This is a genomic window from Phocaeicola faecicola, from assembly GCF_013618865.1.
GTDB classification, from domain to species: domain Bacteria; phylum Bacteroidota; class Bacteroidia; order Bacteroidales; family Bacteroidaceae; genus Phocaeicola; species Phocaeicola faecicola.
Window position 1 is genome coordinate 39,260 of sequence record NZ_JABSOE010000008.1, and the last position, 21,779, is coordinate 61,038.

Consider the following 21,779-nt stretch of genomic DNA (forward strand, 5'->3'; position numbering starts at 1 on the left):
GAAGAATTCCCGGCCTTCCCGCCTTTCAGGTCAGCCGCTCATGCAAAAATAATTTTGAAACTGCCCGACTTTTTTGTTTTCCACCACGAAGGATAAGCAAGTCGGGCAGTTTCTTTTTGATAAACCACTGCGCAAATTATCCGGATTACATCGTCGTTTCAATAATCAGCGTTGCTGATTATTCAATCAGCAGGGTGAAACATCCTATATACCCTGCTGCATAAAAAAAGAGATTGCAAGGCAACGTTTTTTCCAACGCCTTGCAATCTCTTTTCAAACCCTATCGTACTTCCTTGATAAGGTTATTCTTACCAGTTTCTTTTACCGGTAAAACTTGCTCATCGGGAAGATACCGATCGGATTGTCTGTCTTATTGACAATGTTCTTCACCAGAACCGGCTCGTCGCCGCTGCAGTCATAAATCAGCAGATAATTGTTGTCGGCCTTAATCGATTCATAGTATTTATCCGAAACGGCCACATACACATACTGATTCGAAGGAACGGCCATGACGTTACAGTTCAGGTACTTTCCATTAGGAGCATCCTTGGCAACGTCAATATAGGTCTCACTCTTCCAGGTTTTCAATGACAAGCGCTTGATTGTCGTTTTTCCGGCAGCATAATAAATATAGTCACCGGCCAGTGAAATACCCGAAGTATTGAAGAATTCCGCAGAAATATCCTCCTTGATGGACTTCATCTTCGTAACTTCCCATTTCTCGACATCGACAAAATACAGGTAACTGTTGGTCGTACCTCCACGGCCACAGGTTGCCAGCATCACTTCATGTTCCCCGGTCTGACAGATACCGCTGATGAAATCCCCCCGCAGGTCCGGCAACACACGGGTTACCTCATTCTTTCCCTTCGACAGCTCCAGCAGACGGGTAGAAGCCCAGAAACCGCCTCCACCGCAGTACAAGTGATCTCCGATACGGAGAATACCCCGGGTAGAAGCCACCTCTTCAATCGTATTTCCCTGATTTCCGAAGTGATAACCTCCCTCCACGATGTTCAGTTCACCGGTAGTACTGTCGAAACGGAAAAGCCCCTGTCCCTCCGACAGGAAAATATTCTTTTCATCGAGCACCGCTATATTATCGAACGGAGTCATCAGCGGCAGCCATTCCTTCTCATCCAGACTTCCTTCCGGGCGCTTGAAGAGCAGGTCTTTCATCTTATAAGCCTTCTCAAGCTTCAGCGTCACTGCGTCGGCGATAACCAGTTCTCCGTCGCTTACCTCCCCGTTGGGACTGTAGATTCCGTTGCTCAAGATATAAAGTTTACCGTTGTACATCCACATGTCCTGTGCCTCATTGCCAAACGGCGTACCATTGACCTTGCGGTATACATTCTCCTCGATGGTACCGTCGGGAGCGATGTAAGTCAGCGAACTGTTGTTCACCAGGCGTGCCCCCTGGTTCAGAATCAACACACCCTCCGGACGTCCATAACCGTCCCAAGTCTTGCCCCATACATCTTCCGATCCCGTTGAAGGATTCCCTTCTGGATTATCCTCCACCTTAGTGGAACAGGAAGACAACAGTGAAACACCTGCAAATATCAGTATCGCCAGATTCCATATTTTTCTCATAACCGTCTTCATTTATCGTTAATACACAAGATACAATGCCTCCTTATTTCGCTTCCGGATAGAAGAAGAAACCAACCGGGAAGTGAGTATAATTCTCGTATTTTGCCACAGGCTCTTCCGTATTCGCATCGAAGTCGAATGCCCAGATCTGATTCTGTGTAAACTGTGCAAAACCCTTGATGGTATTGATATATATCAGTCCCGTTACAGGATGTGCCGAAATACCGTTATACAGCATGCCCGCATTCACGTCAATATTATTCAGGTCGGTGACTACAGATTCAGCCTCTTCTCCTTCGGCAGCATCAAAATTCAGACAGTAAATAGTCGTACCGTCGGCATAATACAGCTTATTTCCCTTATTGGCAAAAGTCACTCCCGAAGCTCCCACAAACGGTTTCACTCCGATCTGTTTCTGAGTCATCTTCTTCGTAGTCGGATTAAACTTACCGATAGAGGTCTCTCCGAAACCAAATCCCATTACCCAGAATTCTCCATTATCGGCAGCCTTCATTCCTAACACACTGTTGATCTGGTAAGTCAACTTGAAAGGAAAAAGAATAGACTTCGCAGCATCATTGTCGGCAGAAATTTCAAGAAGTCCGGAAATGATTCCTGCCTTGTAAGTATATACTTTTCCATTGGTTACCAAAAACTGACTCTTGGGAGCTTTGTTTGTTCCTGACACGGGATACAAAGTCTTGGTTTCCAGATCCAGACGACGAACCATCGCATTGTCTCTGATATAAATATGCTGGTCATCGAGTACGGCGATGTGTGTAGGCCAGTCAAGATCGGAAAGCTCCGTCTTACTCAGTGCCACCTCCTTCTTTAAGGTTTTGGCATTCATCACCACCAGCATTCCGTCATTTTCAAATCTGGTACCTACCGGATTCTGGTCACCGTTTTGAGTGATGACATAAATCTTGCCATTGCAGAATGCCATATCCTGGGCCACATTACCCAGTTCCGTACCGTTTACAGCCTTATAGGCATCTCCAATCACGTAACCTTCGGGGGTAATATAGGTCAGCGAACCGTTCTCCGTAGTCATATTACCTTCGTTCAGCACAAAAGTTCCCTTCGGATTATCAAACGAATTCAAGCAATAAAGCGCAACGCTCTCTACCACTTCCTTATCGTCTGCTCCCAGAACCTTTACCTGTACATTCACCTTCTGCTCCGCCTGAGCCGTAGCTGTCAGCGTGACACTTCCGGCAGCCTCATCCACCGTAGCCGTCCATCCCTGCGGCAATTCACCTACAGTGACCGATTTCACATTCTCAACGGCATACTCCAGTTTCAACGGCGTATCCACAGCCACGAATACCGGCTGTTCGGAATTAATTTCAGTGATCCACTTGAAAGAACCCGGCAAACCGACGGTTCCTCCGTTTTCCTTGCTACAACTGCCTACCAGCACTGCCAGCGCAACCAGCATGACAGCACAGATGCTTTTCATTCTAAAAAAAGTTACCGATTTCATAATTACTGTAATTTAGTTAAGTTGTTTATTTTCCAAGCAGATGAAGGTCCTCTACTCCCATAACCTCGGTAGAACATTCACCCAACCATCCATTTATTTGATTCACACCTGTATAAATCTGAATAAAATCCACTCCGGGCAAGTCGGCCGGCTGTCCGGCAGCATCTATGGCCCAGTCTATGTCAATGCATGCCCCCTCCGAATCGTTGATGGCATTGTCGGCATATCCCTGCGAGAACGGAAAAAGTACGAAATACGGTTGGTCTTCCGTACCCTTGTTGACTGCATTCTGCGGCAGGCGTGCCCCTCTGAACGTAATCCGGTCGGCAGTCACCCACTGCGGGAAGTAAGGCTGGTTATGATAGACGTTCTTCGGCAGATAGCCTTCGCCGCCCTTATTGTCTGTCCAGCGGATATAACGTTCCTTATCCTCAGCCGAAGAAGGCTCTCCCGACGGACGGTAATAAGTAATCTCATAATCAGAGTAGAAATGCATGTCATTACCGACCTCCTTTGCCTCCTCGTACCACGCTTCCGTATGTCCTGCCTTATGAGCACTTCCCTGAATCTCAAACCACTCATCCGAGTCGGGTCTGCCATTCTTGTTCTTGTCGTACGCCACCCGGATGATTCCCGGTTCGTAGCTGCCCCCCTGCGCCTTTCCGCTGGCTGCAGCCGACGAATTTCCGTTGAAGGCATTGCCCAGCACCCTGAAATCCGGCTTTCCGGCCTTATTCTCGATGGTATGGTCGAAGCCTACAATCACGTATCCGCCATATCCACCCAACGAAACAAGCCCCCGCTTGTTATGGCCGATCAGTTCCAGTACCTTCTGATTCATCGTTTCCTGAGAATCACCCTCACTGAAAGCCGGCAAGGCATTCACAAACTGTCCGGGAGCAGGTACAAACTCCAACACCTTCGTAATATAAGGAGTCGGCTGTGAATCGCCCTCAGGAGCATTACCTCCCTCACTGCAGGAAACCAGCCCCCCTCCTAATAGCAAGGTAGTGCCCAAGCAGTAAGCTGCACAAAACAATCTTTGTTTTTCCATACTTTTTTGTCTCTATTTATGATAAAAAAACTCCTCGGCCGGTTTATCACACCTGTTGACACTCCGGTGCCGGACAGCTACGCATCGCGCAACCTCCGGTCCGGCACAACGCCCGGACAGTAGAAAAAACAAATTCCGAAGTACCTCCCGTCGCGGCAGTCCACATAAACATTCCGCTTATGGTTCCGGATTTCCGGTTCATCAGCCAAAATCCGGTGCAGGATTCCGTACCTGCCTACTCCCCGCCTTCCACTGTCGGGAAAGCACAGAAGCCCACTAAGGATACACTTCCGGATGCGGGCAAAGTTTCCTCCGCCGCACCTTATTCTCTTACCTGATAAAGTTGAAAATAAAATCTGTTTAAGCGCCTAATCCCTCGAGTGCGATAAACTTGTACAATGGCAGGTCTTCTGACTTACTCCCCTCTTGGAACCTTCCCGATATGTTCAGTTATCAGTGGCATGAGCTTTTTCCAACAGGTTGAATGGAGCTTACAGCAGCGGGACTGTTCAGGACTTTCACCTGATTCCCTTTTCATCCGAGTGTCTGAACAGACACCCGAACACCATTTCGGACGTAAAGGTAATACAAATGGATTGATTGGCAAAAAAATGCACTATATATTTTATTTATGCATTTTATATAAAATTCGAAAGATTTTAATCCTCAACCGGTTACTGAAACCGCTGGAATATCCCCGAAAAAGAAGAAAAATCCTCCCCTGCGAACGGCGACCGGACCTGCGCATACAAGAAAAGCGGGCAGACCGCAGGTGCCTGATTCCACACCCTTCGGTCTACCCGCTTCCCCTGTACGCACCGCAGCGACTGCCCGTCCGTACCGTATATCCGCGACCTTATCTGTCGCCGATCGGAGTATATTCCACCTCCTCGAGTACATTCTTATAAGCCGGACGAATGATTCTCCGTCCTTCAAAATTCAGTTCCTCAATGCGGTGAGCCGTCCATCCCACAATGCGCGCCATCGCAAACAGAGGGGTATAGATTTCATGAGGCAGGCCCATCATCTCGTAGATGAAGCCCGAATAGAAATCCACATTCGAGCAAACCTGCTTCCGGGTTCCTTTCACCTTCTTGAAGCAAGCGATGGCCCGCTGTTCCAGCAATTCCAGGAAGGCAAACTCCTTCTCACAACCCTTTTCGGCCACCAGTTCGCTCGCCAGTTCCTTCAGGAGGACGGCACGCGGGTCGGATATCGTATATACAGCATGTCCGATTCCGTAAATCAGTCCGCTGCCGTCGTACGCCTCCTTGTTGAGCATGCGGGTAAGGTACGTATCTATCTCATCCACGTTGGTCCAGTCGGAAATGACTTCCTTGAGGTGATGGAACATCTTCACCACCTGAATGTTGGCACCTCCGTGAAGAGGCCCCTTCAAGGAACCGATGCCGGCTGCAATGCTGGAATACGTATCGGTACGCGTGGAACTGGTCACCCTGACCGTGAAGGTGGAGTTGTTACCTCCACCATGCTCGGCCTGAAGCACCAGCAGCAGGTCAAGCATCCGTGCCTCCAGCGGCGTATAATCCTTTTTAATCATATAAAGGAAGTTCTCTGCCAGCGACAGACTCTCATCCGGGTGACGGATATGCAGGGAACGTCCGTGCGTACTGTGACGGTAAATGTTGTACGCATACGCAATGATGGTAGGGAACTTGGATATCAGTTCGATGGACTGCCTCATCAGGTTATCGCGGGAGATATCATCCGGATTCGGGTCGAAAGTATACATTTCGAGTACACTGCGCGCCAGAATGTTCATGATGTTCTGTCCCTCAAGGTCGATGATGTTCATCGTAGTCTTCTTGTCCAGAGGCATATTGTCATTGATCAGTTCCTTGAACGAAGCCAGCTGCTCACTGTCGGGCAGTTCACCGGAAAGCAGCAGGTAAGCCACCTCCTCAAAGCCGAAGCGCTTCTCTTTCAGGAGGGCATGAGCAATGTCATCCAGGTCATAGCCGCGGTAAAACAACTTTCCGGGAATAGGCTTCAGGCCCTCGGCCGTCCGCTCATATCCCACTACATTACCTATCTTTGTCAGTCCCACCAGCACACCGGTACCGTCTTCATTGCGGAGTCCTCTTTTCACATTAAACTTAGAGAACAATTCATTGTCGATACGGCAGGCCTGCTTGGCACATTCCGAAAGTTTATATACGATATATTCCTTTTTCATGGCAATTTACTTTTACGGTTAAAGACGTTCCACAATTCTCTGTGCGAATTCTTCCGTTCCCAGAGGAGTACCGTCGGGCATGAAGCGAGCCAGATCGACAGTAGCTTCTCCTGCAGCAAACGATTCTTCCAGTGCCGCCACAATCAATGCCGCAGCCTCGTTCCATCCCATATACTCCAGCATCATCACCGATGAAAGCAGCAGCGAGCAGGGGTTGGCCATATTCTTTCCGGCAATGTCAGGAGCCGTACCGTGCGTAGCCTCAAAAATGGCATGCCCGGTATGATAATTGATGTTGGCCCCCGGTGCAATACCGATACCGCCTACCATGGCTGCCAGCTGGTCGGACACATAATCGCCGTTCAGATTGAGCGTAGCAATCACCGAATAGTCCTCCGGATTCAACAATGTGTTCTGCAGGAAGGCATCGGCAATGCAGTCTTTCACAATCAGTTTGCCTTTGTTGGAAGCCTCTGCCAGAGCCGCCTTTGCCGACTCCTCCCCCAGTTCCTTCTTCAACTGCTGGTAATAATTCATGGTAAAGGTCTGTTCTGCAAACTCTTTCTCTGCCACCTCATATCCCCAGCGTTTGAAACCACCTTCCGTATATTTCATGATATTCCCTTTATGCACCAGAGTCACTGACGGAAGGTGATGCTGCAAGGCATATTCAATGGCCGCACGCACCAGACGCTGTGTACCTTCTACCGAAACCGGCTTGACACCGAAAGAAGAGGTCTCGGGGAAGCGCACCTTCTTCACTCCCATCTCATCCCTCAGAAACGCGTAAAACTTCTGTGCTTCCGGCGTTCCCTGTTCCCATTCGATTCCGGCATAAATGTCTTCTGTATTCTCACGGAAGATGTGCATGTCGACCTTCTGCGGATCTTTCAACGGAGAAACCACTCCCTTGAACCAGCGTACCGGACGCAGACAGACATACAGGTCGAGTGTCTGGCGCAAAGCCACATTCAGCGAACGGATTCCCCCGCCTACCGGAGTCGTCAGCGGTCCCTTGATACCTATCAGGTATTCGCGGAAAGCCTCCATCGTAGCTTCAGGAAGCCATTCTCCCGTCTGCTTGTAAGCTTTCTCTCCTGCCAAGACCTCCATCCACTCAATGGAACGCTCGCCTTTATAAGCCAGTTTCACAGCCTCGTTCACAATCTTCTGACAAGCCGGTGTCAGTTCCGCACCGACCCCGTCGCCTTCAATAAATGGAATGGTAACACATGAGGGCACTACCAGTTTTCCCTCTTTCATGTATGCTTTACTCATTATTCTTTCCTCCAAAATTTTAGTTATATTATCCTATTGAAAACTTGCGATTCAAACAATCCACGATGATTACGACAGCGATTTGCGGCTCAAGGTATTCAGTGCAGAACCTGCACGGAACCATCCAATCTGCATTTCATTATAGGTATGCTGTACCTCAATGCAGTCTTCCGATCCGTCCGAATGTTTCAGCAAGACCTTCAGCCGACTTTCGGGAGCGAACGTATCCAGTCCAAGCACCGAAATCAGGTCGTGTTCCTGTACCTTGTCATAATCGTCCTTGCAGGCAAATGTCAATGCCAGCATTCCCTGCTTCTTCAAGTTGGTCTCGTGAATACGGGCAAAACTCTTTGCCAGTACCACCCGCACATTCAGGAAACGGGGTTCCATGGCCGCATGTTCGCGACTGGAGCCTTCTCCGTAATTTTCCTCTGCCACTACCACCGAATACAGACCGGCCCGCTTATACGCCTTGGCCGTACCCGACACCGTCTCATAACGGCCATCCTGGGCATTCCACACACAGTTGGTTTCTCCGTTGAAGGCATTCACCGCTCCCATCAGCATGTTCTCCGAGATATTTTCCAGATGTCCGCGGAAACGCAGCCACGGTCCAGCCATGGAAATATGGTCGGTAGTGCACTTGCCCTTCGTCTTGATCAGCAGCGGCATATCGATAAGGTTCTTACCGTCCCAGGGTGCGAAAGGCTCCAGTTTCTGCAAACGTTCCGACTGTGGATCGATGACCACTTCCACCTCTTCTCCACTGGCCGGAGGAGCCAGATAACCGTTATCGCCTACCGTAAATCCCTTCGGAGGAAGCTTGTCGCCCACAGGAGGATCCAGTCTGACCTCCTCACCCCGCTCGTTTCTCAGCGTATCGGTCATCGGATTGAAACACAGGTCGCCGGCAATGGCCAGGGCTGTCGCTATTTCCGGTGAAGCCACAAAGGCATGCGTATTGGGATTTCCGTCGGCCCGTTTGGCAAAATTCCGGTTGAAGGAAGTCACGATGGAGTTAGGCCGGAGCGGATCATCCGTCTCCCGTTTCCACTGACCGATGCACGGTCCGCAGGCATTGGCCATTATGGTTGCTCCCGCTGCCTTGAAATCGGCTATCATTCCGTCACGGACGGCAGTGCAGTACACCTGTTCCGACCCCGGATTCACCAACAGAGGAGAAGCCATCTTCAGTCCCTTATCCTTCAACTGACGGACCAGCGAAGCCGCACGACTCAAATCCTGATAAGACGAGTTGGTGCAAGAACCGATGAGTCCGACCTCCATGCGACGGGGATACCCGTTCGCCTTTACTTTTGCCGCAAATTCCGACAATGGGCAGGCCGCATCAGGTGTGAAAGGACCGTTCAGATAAGGTTCCAAAGCCGAGAGGTCAATCTCAATCACCCGGTCGTAATATTGTTCGGGCTGCGCATACACCTCCGGATCCGCCTTCAGGTCGGCAGCCACCTCAGAGGCCAATGCAGCCACTTTCTCCCTGCCGGTCGCACACAGATAAGCCGCCATTTCCTCGTCATAAGGGAACAATGACGTAGTCGCTCCTACCTCCGCACCCATATTGCAGATTGTAGCCTTTCCCGTAGCCGAAAGAGAAGCTGCCCCTTCACCAAAGTACTCGATGATGGCATTCGTTCCCCCTTTTACGGTCAGCAGTCCGGCCAGTTTCAGTATCACATCCTTCGGAGCAGCCCATCCGTTCAGTCTTCCTTTTAGATGTACCCCAATCAGGCGGGGCATCTTCAATTCCCATTCCATTCCGGTCATGACATCCACCGCATCGGCTCCACCGACTCCGATGGCAATCATGCCCAGACCGCCTGCATTCGGAGTATGAGAATCCGTACCCACCATCATACCTCCCGGGAAAGCGTAATTTTCCAATACCACCTGATGGATGATACCCGCTCCCGGTTGCCAGAATCCCAGTCCGTAATGGGAAGCCACGCTTTTCAGAAAATCATATACCTCCTTATTTGTCTTGCAGGCTACGGGCAAATCGGTCTCCGCTCCCTTGAAAGCCTGAATCAGGTGGTCACAATGTATCGTAACCGGTACTGCCGAGGTTTTCTTTCCGGCATTCATAAACTGCAGCAGGGCCATCTGTGCCGTAGCATCCTGCATGGCTACCCGGTCGGGACGGAAGTCGACATAATCCTCCCCTCTCCGGAATGCTTTCACGGAAGAAGGCTCATAAAGGTGGCTGTAGAGTATTTTCTCCGCCAGCGTGAGCGGTCTCCCCAGGCAGCGGCGGACAGCTCCTGTTTTACCGGCATAGGCCGCATAAAACTGCTGCAACATATTCATATCATATACCATAGTCTGTTCAATTTTACATTTATCACAAATATAACGAATATCATGCTAATACAACCACAATATAACAATATTTATACTCATTTTGATAGTTTAATTCGATTTTTTACATAAATATCACACTTTAAAACATTTTTATCCATTCACTGTCAGCAGGAAGTTGCCAACTGTAAACCTTGTTTTAATCAAGATTTTTCCTATATTTGTGGGATACAGGACAGGACTGGATATGACTCTTTCCGAAAGCCCCGTTTTTCGGAAAGGGATTGCTTTTCCCGTCCTTAATGTCCGGGACCAGACACATCTAATCTAAATCTTAAATATATGGAAACACATCTCTTCTGGCTGGTTCCTGCCGCCTCTCTTCTGGCACTAATCCTGGCAGGATACTTCTACAAGCAAATGATGCGCGAAAGCGAAGGCACCGACACCATGAAACGAATTGCGTCGCATGTGCGAAAAGGGGCCATGTCGTACCTTAAGCAGCAATATAAGGTAGTGACAATGGTATTTATCGGACTGGTGATTCTGTTTTCGGTCATGGCATACGGATTCAATCTGCAGAACCCCTGGGTACCGGTAGCCTTCCTGACGGGCGGATTCTTCTCCGGTTTATCCGGTTTTCTGGGCATGAAAACAGCCACATATGCTTCGGCACGCACGGCGAACGCGGCACGCACCTCGCTCAACAAAGGACTTAAGGTAGCCTTCCGGAGTGGAGCCGTCATGGGACTGGTAGTGGTAGGTCTGGGATTGCTGGATATCTCTTTCTGGTATTTGCTGCTGGACTACTGTATACCGGCCGATGCCATGAATCCGACTGCCAAACTGTGCATCATCACTACCACCATGCTGACATTTGGCATGGGAGCATCTACTCAGGCACTCTTCGCCCGTGTGGGAGGAGGTATCTATACCAAAGCGGCTGACGTAGGTGCCGACCTGGTAGGAAAGGTGGAAGCAGGTATCCCGGAAGACGACCCGAGAAATCCGGCAACCATAGCCGATAACGTAGGAGACAACGTAGGAGACGTAGCCGGAATGGGTGCCGACCTGTACGAATCGTACTGTGGTTCTATCCTGGCCACCGCTGCTCTGGGAGCTGCAGCCTTCATCGGTACGGGCAACACAGAGATGCAGTTCAAGGCAGTCATTGCCCCCATGCTGATTGCCGCAGTGGGCATTGTACTCTCCATCATCGGTATTTTTACGGTCCGCACCAAAGAAAGTGCAGGCATGAAAGAATTGCTGCAGGCACTTGCCAGAGGTACCAACCTGAGTTCGGTGCTCATCGTCATTGCCACTTTCTTCATCCTGTGGCTGCTGCAGCTGACCAACTGGGTCAACATTGCGTTTGCCGTGGTCGTAGGACTGGCCGTAGGCATCATCATCGGACAATCGACCGAATATTATACTTCACAGTCGTACCGCCCCACACAGAAACTTTCGGAAAGCGGTAAAACCGGTCCTGCCACTGTCATCATCTCGGGTATCGGACTGGGAATGATTTCAACCACTATTCCGGTGATAGCCGTGGTAGCCGGCATTATCCTTTCTTACTGGCTGGCTTCCGGTTTCGATTTCAGCAACATAGGCATAGGTCTGTACGGTATCGGCATTGCCGCGGTAGGTATGCTTTCCACGCTGGGAATCACACTGGCCACTGACGCCTATGGACCGATTGCCGACAATGCGGGTGGAAATGCAGAAATGAGCGGACTGGGTGCGGAAGTGCGTAAGCGTACCGATGCCCTCGATTCACTGGGAAATACTACAGCTGCTACCGGAAAAGGCTTTGCCATCGGTTCGGCAGCCCTGACAGGACTGGCCCTGCTGGCTTCTTATATCGAAGAAATCCGTATCGGACTGGAGCGGTTGGGAAATACCGTACTGGAACTGCCCAACGGCATCAGCGTAGCCATCCACGAAGCCAGTTTTACCGATTTCATTATGTTCTATGACGTTACCTTGATGAACCCCAAAGTACTTTCGGGTATGTTTGTCGGCAGTATGATGGCCTTCCTGTTCTGCGGACTGACCATGAATGCAGTGGGCCGTGCCGCCGGAAGCATGGTAGAAGAAGTGCGCCGACAGTTCCGTGAAATCAAAGGAATCCTCGAAGGAAAAGCAGAACCCGACTATGCACGCTGCGTGCAAATCTCCACACAGGGAGCACAGCGTGAAATGGTATTCCCTTCGCTGCTCGCTATTATAGCACCGATTGTAACCGGTCTGCTTTTCGGAGTTCCGGGAGTTATCGGACTGCTCATCGGTGGTCTGTCATCGGGATTCGTACTGGCTATCTTCATGGCCAATGCAGGAGGTGCCTGGGACAATGCAAAGAAATACGTAGAAGAAGGTAATTTCGGCGGAAAAGGCAGTGAAGTACACCGTGCAGCCGTCGTAGGAGATACCGTAGGCGACCCGTTCAAGGACACCTCCGGCCCGAGCCTGAACATCCTGATTAAACTCATGAGTATGGTAGCCATCGTAATGGCCGGACTCACCGTTTCATGGAGCTTGTTCTGATTGTATAAAAAACAAGGCTGTCCCACAAAAAAATGGGACAGCCTTACTTATAATTATACTGCTGATTATACCTTAATTTCGAAACCATCCCTGTCTTCCAGTACCGGAAAACGACGCCGGAAATTCAGCAGCGGTTCCAGTTCCAGCACCACTTCCGCTCCACACACTGCTCCCTCCTCACAGGCAGCCACCGTCTTCCCATAGGCGTTCAGGATGATACTTCCTCCGTTGTAAGTCGCCACCGGATCCGTTCCTACCCGGTTGACCCCTAACACATAACACTGATTCTCGATGGCCCTTGCCTGAAGCAGGACATCCCACACAGCCCGCCTACCTACAGGCCAGTTGGCCACAAACAGCATCATATCATAATCATTGCGGTTGCGCATCCAGACCGGAAAACGCAGGTCGTAGCAAACCTGCAACAGGATCCGAAAACCCTTATATGTCACAATTACCCGGCGGTCGCCCGGAGTATACTCCAGGTGTTCACCCCCGAACGCAAACAGATGCCGCTTATCATAATACTCCACATTCCCGTCCGGGAACACAAAATAAAACCGGTTCCGGAACGTATCCGAAGCGGTCCGTACAGCCACACTGCCCGCTACGGCACAATTCCCTTCCTGTGCCATCCGCCTCATCCACTCCAGCGTCGGTCCTCCCACCTCAGGCTCAGCCACCTGCTGCGGAGGAAATCCAAAGCCGGTAGCAAACATTTCAGGCAGGACGAACAGGTCCACTCCCTCGTACGACCCGATCAGTTCCGTCAGGTTCCGGCGGTTCGCTTCCGCATCCCCCCAGACAATATCCGTCTGCAAAATAACAGTTCTCATTCCACCTCCCTTTCATAAAAAATCCACACATAAATCGTCAGACAAAGATAATAAAAGTAGCCTAAGTAAGAGGAAGTTTGCAAAATCTTTCCTATTTTTGTAGCGAAATTGAGTTAATGTATCAACAAATGAACGTATTAGAACTAAGTGAACAGGAAATAATCAGACGCAACAGTCTGAATGAAATGAGAGCAATGGGCATTGATCCCTACCCTGCTGCCGAGTATGTAACCAATGCCTTTTCGACAGACATCAAGGCAGAATTCAAAGACGACGAGGCAGAACCACGCAAAGTTTCGGTTGCAGGACGTATCATGTCACGTCGTGTAATGGGTAAAGCTTCTTTCGTTGAGTTACAGGACTCAAAAGGACGTATTCAGGTATACATTACACGCGATGATATCTGTCCGGATGAAAACAAAGACTTGTACAACGTAGTCTTCAAGCGCCTGCTTGACCTGGGTGACTTCATCGGTATCGAAGGTTTTGTATTCCGCACTCAAATGGGCGAAATTTCTATCCATGCAAAGAAGTTGACCGTCCTTTCAAAGTCTATCAAGCCGCTGCCTATCGTAAAATACAAGGACGGTGTGGCTTATGACAAGTTCGAAGATCCAGAATTGCGCTACCGTCAGCGTTACGTCGACCTGGTAGTGAACGACGGTGTGAAGGATATCTTCCTGAAGCGCAACAAAGTATACAACTCCATGCGTGAGTATTTCAACTCAAAAGGATACATCGAAGTGGAAACTCCTATCCTCCAGTCAATCGCCGGAGGTGCGGCAGCCCGTCCGTTCATCACGCACCACAACGCACTGGATATACCTCTCTACATGCGTATCGCCAGCGAGCTGTACCTGAAACGACTGATTGTAGGTGGTTTCGAAGGTGTGTACGAAATCGGAAAGAACTTCCGTAACGAAGGTATGGACCGTACCCACAATCCGGAGTTCACCTGCATGGAAATCTACGTAGCCTACAAGGACTACAACTGGATGATGAAGTTTACAGAAAACATGATTGAAAAAATCTGTATGGACGTAAACGGTACGACTGAAGTACAGGTAGGAGACCACCTGATCAACTTCAAGGCTCCGTTCAAACGCGTAACCATGCTCGACTCCATCAAGGAATTCACCGGTTACGACCTGACAGGAATGAACGAAGACCAGATCCGTGAAGTCTGCCTGAAACTGAACATGGAAATCGACGAGACCATGGGTAAGGGCAAGCTGATCGACGAAATCTTCGGCGAATTCTGCGAAGGCAACTACATCCAGCCGACCTTCATCACCGACTATCCGATTGAAATGTCACCGCTGACCAAGCGTCACCGCAACAACCCGGAACTGACAGAACGTTTCGAGCTGATGGTCAACGGAAAAGAATTATGTAACGCTTACTCTGAGCTGAACGACCCGATCGACCAGCTGGAACGCTTTGAAGAACAGATGCGTCTGAGCGAAAAGGGAGACGATGAAGCCATGATCATCGACAAGGACTTCGTACGTGCCCTCGAATACGGTATGCCTCCTACTTCAGGTATGGGTATCGGTATGGACCGTCTGGTCATGCTGATGACAGGTCAGAGCACCATCCAGGAAGTATTGTTCTTCCCGCAGATGCGTCCGGAAAAAGTGATTCCGAAAGACGCTCCTGCCAAATTCATGGAACTGGGTATCGCCGAAGAGTGGGTACCGGTTATCCAGAAAGCCGGATACAATCTGGTTTCAGACATGAAAGATGTCAACCCACAGAAATTACACCAAGACATCTGCGGAGTGAACAAGAAGTATAAATTAGAACTGACAAATCCTAGCGTCAACGAAGTGGCGGAATGGATACAGAAAATTTAATCAATTAGAAATTAAAAATTAAAAATTAAAAGCTTCTCCGTGCAGAACGAAGCTTTTAGTTTTTAGTTTTTAATTTTTAGTTTTTAATTGATAATCATGAAACTACCTGGAAAAATAGCAATTATGGGGGGAGGAAGCTGGGCTACGGCAATCGCCAAGATTGTCCTGTCACAAGCCGACTCCATAAACTGGTATATGCGCCGCGATGACCGGATAGAAGAATTCCGGCGTCTGGGGCACAATCCGGCTTATCTGACTAGCGTACGCTTCAACATGGAGTGTATCAACTTTTCATCGGACATCAACAAGGTGGTCCGGGAATCAGATACCCTGATTTTCGTCACCCCTTCGCCCTATCTGAAAAGTCACCTCAAAAAGCTAAAGACAAAGCTGAAGGATAAGTTTATCATAACAGCAATCAAAGGCATTGTTCCTGATGAAAATTTGATCGTATCCGATTATTTCCACAAAGTCTACGATGTACCCGAAGAAAACATTGCCGTACTGGCCGGTCCCTGCCACGCAGAGGAAGTGGCATTGGAGCGTCTGTCGTATCTGACCGTCGGCTGCAAGGACATTGAGAAAGCCAAGATGTTCGCACGCCAGCTCTCCGGACACTATATCAAGACTTCTGTCACCACCGATGTGGCAGGTATTGAATACGCTTCGGTACTGAAGAACGTATATGCCATTGCTGCCGGAATATGCAGCGGCCTGAAATACGGAGACAACTTCCAGGCCGTACTGGTATCCAATGCCCTGAAAGAGATGAACCGCTTCCTGGAAACCGTTCACCCGCTGAACCGGTGTACCAACGATTCAGCCTATCTGGGCGACCTGCTGGTTACTTCCTATTCCAACTTCAGCCGCAACCGTGTATTCGGCACCATGATCGGCAAAGGATATTCGGTAAAAAGCGCCCAAGTGGAGATGGAAATGATTGCAGAAGGATATTACGGCACCAAGTGCATCAAGGAGCTCAACCGCCATTTGCATGTCAACATGCCTATCGTAGATGCGGTATACAACATTCTGTACGAACGCATCTCACCGATGATAGAAATTAAATTATTAACTGATTCATTCAGATAAACCCAAAATGTCATGGAAAATATTGCACTGAACATTGAAAAAACCCTGGATTTCATTTCCAAGGAACAAGTGAACGCTTATGAAAGCAAGGTAAAAGCCTGCATGGAAACACTGGAAAAAGGTACCGGAGCCGGTAACGACTTCCTGGGATGGCTGCATCTTCCTTCTTCCATTACTCAGGCACATCTTGATGACCTGAAAGCTACTGCACAGACACTTCGTGAAAACTGCGAAGTAGTAGTGGTTGCCGGTATCGGCGGAAGCTACCTGGGAGCCCGTGCCGTAATCGAAGCGATGTCAAACAGCTTCGCATGGCTGCAGGAAAAGAAAGCCGGAGAACCGACCATTCTGTTTGCAGGACACAATATCGGAGAAGATTATCTCTATGAGCTGACCACTTTCCTCAAAGACAAGAAATTCGGTGTCATCAACATTTCCAAATCGGGAACTACCACTGAAACTGCACTGGCTTTCCGTCTGTTGAAGAAACAGTGTGAAGAACAGCGCGGCAAGGAAATGGCCCGCAAGGTAATCGTAGCGGTTACCGATGCCAAGAAAGGTGCCGCACGCGTAACTGCCGACAAGGAAGGATACAAATCATTCATCATCCCCGACAACGTAGGCGGACGTTTCTCTGTGCTGACTCCTGTAGGTCTGCTGCCTATCGCAGTAGCCGGAATCGATATCGACCAGCTGGTAGCCGGTGCACGCAAGATGGAAGAAGTTTGTGCCAATGAAAACCTGGCAGAAAATCCGGCAGCCCTCTACGCTGCAACCCGCAACGAACTGTACCGCAACGGTAAGAAGATAGAAATCCTGGTGAACTTCCAGCCTAAACTGCACTACTTCATGGAATGGTGGAAACAGCTTTACGGCGAATCAGAAGGTAAGGACGGAAAAGGTATCTACCCAAGCTCAGTCGACTTCTCAACCGACCTTCACTCAATGGGTCAGTGGATTCAGCAAGGCGAACGCACCATCTACGAAACCGTGATTTCAGTAGAAAATCCGGCTCACGAACTGAGAGTTCCGTCGGATGAAGAAAATCTGGACGGTCTGAACTTCCTCGCCGGAAAACGCGTAGACGAAGTCAACAAGATGGCCGAACTGGGTACACAGCTGGCTCACGTAGACGGTGGAGTACCTAACATGCGTGTCAGCGTTCCTGCCTTGAACGAATATTACCTGGGCCAGTTGATTTATTTCTTCGAGAAGGCTTGCGGTATCAGCGGCTACCTGCTTGAAATCAATCCGTTCAACCAGCCGGGTGTAGAAGCATACAAGAAAAACATGTTTGCTTTGCTGAACAAGCCGGGATACGAAGAAGCATCTAAAGCCATTCAGGAAAGATTGAAGAAATAAACACTGCAGAATGATAAATATTGAATTCCAAGAAGCTGTTAAACAGTATTTAAGTAAGCACGGCTACAGCCGCCTGAATTTAAAAGCTGTCTTGTTCGACATGGACGGTGTATTGTTCGATTCCATGAAGAACCATGCGACAGCCTGGAATGAAGCAATGAAACTGTATGGCATGAATCTGAGCCGGGAAGAGGCTTACATGCACGAGGGACGTACAGGCGCCGCTACCATCAACATCGTCAGCATGCGCGAACGTCACCACGAGGCTACCGAAGAGGAAATCAAGGAGATTTATGCCACCAAGAGCCAATTGTTCAACCAGTTGCCTACCGCCGAAGAAATGCCCGGAGCATGGGACTTGCTGCAGCAGGTAAAGGCTTGCGGACTGACTCCCATGGTAGTAACCGGTTCGGGACAGGCTTCGCTGCTGGACCGCCTGAACCAGCATTTTCCCGGGATGTTCCAGCACGACCTGATGGTGACTGCCTTTGATGTCAAATACGGCAAGCCGAATCCGGAGCCTTACCTCATGGCACTGAAGAAGGCAGGAATACAGCCTAATGAAGCCATCGTGGTAGAGAATGCCCCCTTGGGCGTACAGGCCGGAGTGAGTGCCGGAATATTCACGGTAGCTGTCAATACAGGACCTCTTCCGGATGAAGCTCTCCTGAACGAAGGTGCGAATCTGCTGTTTCCTTCAATGGCGGCATTCAACGAGCACTGGAAATGTTTTTATCAGTCTGTGCAATGACGCATTACCTGCAGTCTTACCTCAGTGAAGACTGCATCAGTCGATAAGAGACTGCCATTCCGACCCGAAAAGCGGAATGGCAGTTTTTTTATCCCTGCTCCGTTCCATCCCCCTCTTTACAAAATAACCGGCAGATTGACCGGGAAGAGTTTCTCCAACTGAAAGTATTTTATTACATTTAACACCAAATTCATTATTCACATTAAATCTAACTATCAGCACGAATTTAAACGCATCATGAAAAAAGCGCTATTATTCAGTTTTATAGGGGCTTGCTCCCTTACAGCCAACGCTCAGACGTTCAAGGAGTGGATGGACCCCGAGATTAATGCGGTCAACCGCGCCCCCATGCACAGTAACTTCTTCGCATACGAGAATGCAGAAACCGCCAACCAGGGCATCAAGGAAAAATCAGAGAATTTCATGTCGCTCAACGGCCTGTGGAAGTTCTTCTGGGTAAAGGATGCCGATGCCCGTCCTACCGACTTCTGGAAAACAGACTTCAACGACAAGGGATGGGACAAGCTGCAGGTTCCGGCCGTATGGGAACTGAACGGATACGGTGACCCGATTTACGTCAACGTGGGTTATGCCTGGAGAAACCAGTACAAGAACCAGCCGCCACTGGTGCCGGTTGAAGAGAATCACGTAGGTTCTTACCGCCGTGAGATTACCGTACCGGCCGACTGGAAGGGAAAGGACATCATCGCACATTTCGGTGCCGTAAGTTCCAACATGTACCTCTGGGTAAACGGAAAGTTTGTAGGCTACAGCGAAGACAGCAAACTGGAAGCAGAGTTCGACCTCACTCCGTATCTGAAGTTCGGACAGAAGAACCTCATTGCGTTCCAGGTATTCCGCTGGTGTGACGGTACCTACCTCGAAGACCAGGATTTCTTCCGCTACACAGGAGTGGCACGCGACTGCTATCTGTATGCCCGGAACAAAAAACGGATTGACGATATCCGTGTCACACCGGACCTCGACAAAGAATACAAGAACGGCTCACTGGCCGTAAGCCTCAACTTGAAGGGCAGCGGAAATGTATTGCTGGAACTGCTGGATGCAAAGAACCAGGTAGTAGCCAGCAGCGAAGTGAAAGGTTCCGGAAAGGTATCAGCCACCCTACATCTGGAGAATCCGTCCAAGTGGAGTGCCGAGACTCCTTATCTGTATACTTTGAGGGCTTCGCTGAAAGAAGGCAGCCAGACCAAAGAGGTAGTGCCGGTGAAGGTGGGATTCCGTAAAATCGAACTGAAGAATGCCCAGCTGCTGGTCAACGGACAGCCGGTACTCTTTAAGGGAGCTGACCGTCACGAAATGGACCCGGACGGCGGATACGTGGTTTCACGCGAACGCATGCTCCAGGACATCCAGATCATGAAGCAGTTCAACCTGAATGCGGTCCGTACCTGTCACTACCCCGATGACAATTACTGGTATGAACTCTGTGATAAATACGGTATCTATGTAGTGGCAGAAGCCAACGTAGAATCTCACGGTATGGGCTATGAGAAAGCCTCTCTGGCCAAGAATCCGTCGTATAAGAAAGCGCATCTGGAACGCAACCAGCGCAACGTACAGCGCGGTTTCAACCACCCGAGCATCATCTTCTGGTCGCTGGGTAACGAAGCCGGATACGGTCCGAATTTCGAAGCTGCCTACGACTGGATCAAGGCCGAAGACCCGAGCCGTGCCGTACAGTACGAACAGGCCAATTATGACGGCAAGACCGATATTTACTGTCCGATGTATGCCAATTATGAAAGTTGTATTAAATATTGCGAAGACGACAGCAAGCAGAAGCCGCTCATCCAGTGCGAATACGCACATGCCATGGGTAACTCACAGGGTGGTTTCAAGGAATACTGGGATATTATCCGCAAGTATCCGAAATACCAGGGCGGGTTTATCTGGGACTTCGTCGACCAGTCGTGCCGCTGGACCGGCAAGAACGGTAAGATGATTTACGCTTATGGAGGCGACTTCAACCGTTTTGATGCCAGCGACAACAACTTCTGCGACAACGGTCTGATCAGTCCGGACCGCAAGCCGAACCCGCACATGTACGAGGTAGGCTATTTCTATCAGAATATCTGGACTACCGCCAAGGACCTGAGCCAGGGTGAGATTGCCGTATACAACGAGAATTTCTTCCGCGACCTGTCGGCCTATGCCCTGGAATGGGACGTAACCAAAGACGGAAAAGTCGTACGCAGCGGAAGAGTGGAAAGCCTGAATGTGGCTCCGCAGACTACCGCTACCGTGAAACTGGATTGGGGACCGACCTGTAAATGTGCGGAGTGGCTGCTGAATGTCAGATACGTACAGAAGAATCAGGAAGGTGTGATTCCTGCCGGACACGTGGTAGCGAAGGCACAGCTGGTAATCAACCCGTATCAGCAGCCGGATATGAAACTGGACAACGTGAAACACATGAACCAGGAAGTAGTGGCTCCGGTAGCCGATGACAGCAATTCCAACTGCCTGAACATCACTGGAGAGCATTTCAATATCCAGTTCAACAAAGCTACCGGTTACATGGACCGCTATACGGTAGACGGAAAGGAAATGATTCTTGAAGGAGCTGCCCTGACACCTAATTTCTGGCGTGCTCCGACCGACAATGATTTCGGTGCCGGATTGCAGAAGAAATATTCCGTATGGAAGAATCCGGAAATCAAACTGGTTTCACTGAAACACGAAATGCAGGACAACCGGGTAGTGGTAGCTGCCGAATATGAAATGAAGGAAGTCAGCGCCCGTCTTGCTCTGACCTACACCATCAACAACGCAGGTGCGGTGAAGGTGACTCAGAAGATGACTGCCGACAAACAGGCGAAGGTATCCGACATGTTCCGCTTCGGTATGCAACTGGTGATGCCGGAAGCATTCGAACAGATTTCTTATTACGGACGCGGACCGGTTGAGAACTACAGCGACCGCAAGACAGCAACCGACCTCGGTATCTATCATCAGACGGTAGACGAACAGTTCTACGCCTACATCCGTCCACAGGAAAACGGTACCAAGTCAGATATCCGCTGGTGGAAACAGTTGGATGCTTCCGGAAGCGGACTGGAGTTTGTAGCCGAAGCTCCGTTCTCAGCCTCTGCCCTCCACTACACCATGGAGTCACTCGACTCAGGATGGGAAAAGACCCAGTACCACTCCAATGAGGTAGAAAAGGCTCCGCTGACCAACGTACTGATCGACAAGGCACAGATGGGTCTGGGCTGTATCACCAGCTGGGGAACCCTTCCGTTGCCTGAATACCGCCTGCCGTATGGTGATTATGAATTTACGTTCATCATGACACCTGTCCGTCATCAGGTAATCATTCAATAAAAAATACCGCCTCCGTATCCGTACGGAAGGCGGTAAGCTTCTTCTGAAAGTTCCATATTG

13 protein-coding genes and 1 riboswitch are annotated in these 21,779 nt (G+C 49.7%); of the genes, 6 read left to right on the forward strand and 7 right to left on the reverse strand.

Going from position 1 to position 21,779, the window contains the following annotated elements; genetic code table 11:
- Positions 1–321: 321 nt before the first annotated feature.
- The 6 genes from H3001_RS03830 to H3001_RS03855 all read right to left on the reverse strand — a co-directional run bounded on the left by H3001_RS03830 (position 322) and on the right by H3001_RS03855 (position 9,948).
- Complete coding sequence (locus H3001_RS03830) at positions 322–1,596, reverse strand: DUF5074 domain-containing protein (RefSeq protein WP_178243483.1); 1,275 nt, start codon at positions 1,594–1,596, stop codon at positions 322–324.
- Positions 1,597–1,639: 43 nt separating this feature from the next.
- Complete coding sequence (locus H3001_RS03835) at positions 1,640–3,058, reverse strand: DUF5074 domain-containing protein (RefSeq protein ID WP_246368461.1); 1,419 nt, start codon at positions 3,056–3,058, stop codon at positions 1,640–1,642.
- A 49-nt stretch (positions 3,059–3,107) separates the two neighbouring features.
- On the reverse strand, positions 3,108–4,136 hold the full coding sequence (locus H3001_RS03840; RefSeq protein ID WP_181214120.1) for a PKD domain-containing protein: 1,029 nt from the start codon (positions 4,134–4,136) through the stop codon (positions 3,108–3,110).
- Between the two features lie 383 nt (positions 4,137–4,519).
- A riboswitch (cobalamin riboswitch) is annotated at positions 4,520–4,721 on the reverse strand.
- Between the two features lie 271 nt (positions 4,722–4,992).
- On the reverse strand, positions 4,993–6,333 hold the full coding sequence (locus H3001_RS03845; RefSeq protein ID WP_178243480.1) for a citrate/2-methylcitrate synthase: 1,341 nt from the start codon (positions 6,331–6,333) through the stop codon (positions 4,993–4,995).
- 18 nt (positions 6,334–6,351) lie between these two features.
- The gene (gene icd, locus H3001_RS03850; protein ID WP_262890845.1) at positions 6,352–7,626 is read right to left on the reverse strand and encodes an NADP-dependent isocitrate dehydrogenase; all 1,275 of its coding nucleotides are present in this window, start codon (positions 7,624–7,626) and stop codon (positions 6,352–6,354) included.
- Positions 7,627–7,680: 54 nt separating this feature from the next.
- Positions 7,681–9,948 (reverse strand): aconitate hydratase, encoded by a 2,268-nt coding sequence (locus H3001_RS03855; protein WP_181214121.1) that lies wholly within the window; start codon positions 9,946–9,948, stop codon positions 7,681–7,683.
- 321 nt (positions 9,949–10,269) lie between these two features.
- Here H3001_RS03855 and H3001_RS03860 point away from each other — a divergent pair, with 321 nt between their 5' ends.
- On the forward strand, positions 10,270–12,474 hold the full coding sequence (locus tag H3001_RS03860) for a sodium-translocating pyrophosphatase (protein WP_181214122.1): 2,205 nt from the start codon (positions 10,270–10,272) through the stop codon (positions 12,472–12,474).
- Positions 12,475–12,539: 65 nt separating this feature from the next.
- On the opposite strand, the gene H3001_RS03865 is transcribed toward H3001_RS03860, so the two are convergent.
- Positions 12,540–13,310 carry an amidohydrolase gene (locus tag H3001_RS03865; RefSeq protein WP_178243477.1) on the reverse strand — a complete coding sequence of 257 codons (771 nt, stop codon included), beginning with the start codon at positions 13,308–13,310 and terminating at the stop codon, positions 12,540–12,542.
- A gap of 128 nt (positions 13,311–13,438) precedes the next feature.
- On the opposite strand from H3001_RS03865, the gene lysS reads away from it, so the two are divergent.
- From lysS to H3001_RS03890, 5 genes are all read left to right on the forward strand, one after another.
- Positions 13,439–15,166, forward strand: coding sequence for a lysine--tRNA ligase (gene lysS, locus H3001_RS03870; RefSeq protein WP_178243476.1), 1,728 nt, complete (start codon positions 13,439–13,441; stop codon positions 15,164–15,166).
- Between the two features lie 96 nt (positions 15,167–15,262).
- Entirely contained in the window at positions 15,263–16,258 is a 996-nt protein-coding gene (locus H3001_RS03875; protein WP_178243475.1) for an NAD(P)H-dependent glycerol-3-phosphate dehydrogenase, read from the forward strand.
- A 12-nt stretch (positions 16,259–16,270) separates the two neighbouring features.
- On the forward strand, positions 16,271–17,620 hold the full coding sequence (locus H3001_RS03880; protein WP_178243474.1) for a glucose-6-phosphate isomerase: 1,350 nt from the start codon (positions 16,271–16,273) through the stop codon (positions 17,618–17,620).
- Positions 17,621–17,630: 10 nt separating this feature from the next.
- Entirely contained in the window at positions 17,631–18,371 is a 741-nt protein-coding gene (locus H3001_RS03885; RefSeq protein WP_181214123.1) for an HAD-IA family hydrolase, read from the forward strand.
- Between the two features lie 237 nt (positions 18,372–18,608).
- Positions 18,609–21,719, forward strand: a complete 3,111-nt coding sequence (locus tag H3001_RS03890) for a glycoside hydrolase family 2 TIM barrel-domain containing protein (protein WP_181214124.1) — start codon at positions 18,609–18,611, stop codon at positions 21,717–21,719.
- Positions 21,720–21,779 lie beyond the last annotated feature (60 nt).

What these genes read in the sequence shown, in the direction of transcription:
- H3001_RS03860 (WP_181214122.1), top strand. Translation starts at nt 10,270, where the DNA reads ATGGAAACACATCTCTTCTGGCTGGTTCCTGCCGCCTCTCTTCTGGCA.
- lysS (WP_178243476.1), top strand. Translation starts at nt 13,439, where the DNA reads ATGAACGTATTAGAACTAAGTGAACAGGAAATAATCAGACGCAACAGT.
- H3001_RS03875 (WP_178243475.1), top strand. Translation starts at nt 15,263, where the DNA reads ATGAAACTACCTGGAAAAATAGCAATTATGGGGGGAGGAAGCTGGGCT.
- H3001_RS03885 (WP_181214123.1), top strand. Translation starts at nt 17,631, where the DNA reads ATGATAAATATTGAATTCCAAGAAGCTGTTAAACAGTATTTAAGTAAG.
- H3001_RS03865 (WP_178243477.1), bottom strand. Translation starts at nt 13,310, where the DNA reads ATGAGAACTGTTATTTTGCAGACGGATATTGTCTGGGGGGATGCGGAA.
- H3001_RS03880 (WP_178243474.1), top strand. Translation starts at nt 16,271, where the DNA reads ATGGAAAATATTGCACTGAACATTGAAAAAACCCTGGATTTCATTTCC.
- H3001_RS03835 (WP_246368461.1), bottom strand. Translation starts at nt 3,058, where the DNA reads ATGAAAAGCATCTGTGCTGTCATGCTGGTTGCGCTGGCAGTGCTGGTA.
- H3001_RS03840 (WP_181214120.1), bottom strand. Translation starts at nt 4,136, where the DNA reads ATGGAAAAACAAAGATTGTTTTGTGCAGCTTACTGCTTGGGCACTACC.
- H3001_RS03855 (WP_181214121.1), bottom strand. Translation starts at nt 9,948, where the DNA reads ATGGTATATGATATGAATATGTTGCAGCAGTTTTATGCGGCCTATGCC.
- H3001_RS03830 (WP_178243483.1), bottom strand. Translation starts at nt 1,596, where the DNA reads ATGAGAAAAATATGGAATCTGGCGATACTGATATTTGCAGGTGTTTCA.
- H3001_RS03845 (WP_178243480.1), bottom strand. Translation starts at nt 6,333, where the DNA reads ATGAAAAAGGAATATATCGTATATAAACTTTCGGAATGTGCCAAGCAG.
- H3001_RS03890 (WP_181214124.1), top strand. Translation starts at nt 18,609, where the DNA reads ATGAAAAAAGCGCTATTATTCAGTTTTATAGGGGCTTGCTCCCTTACA.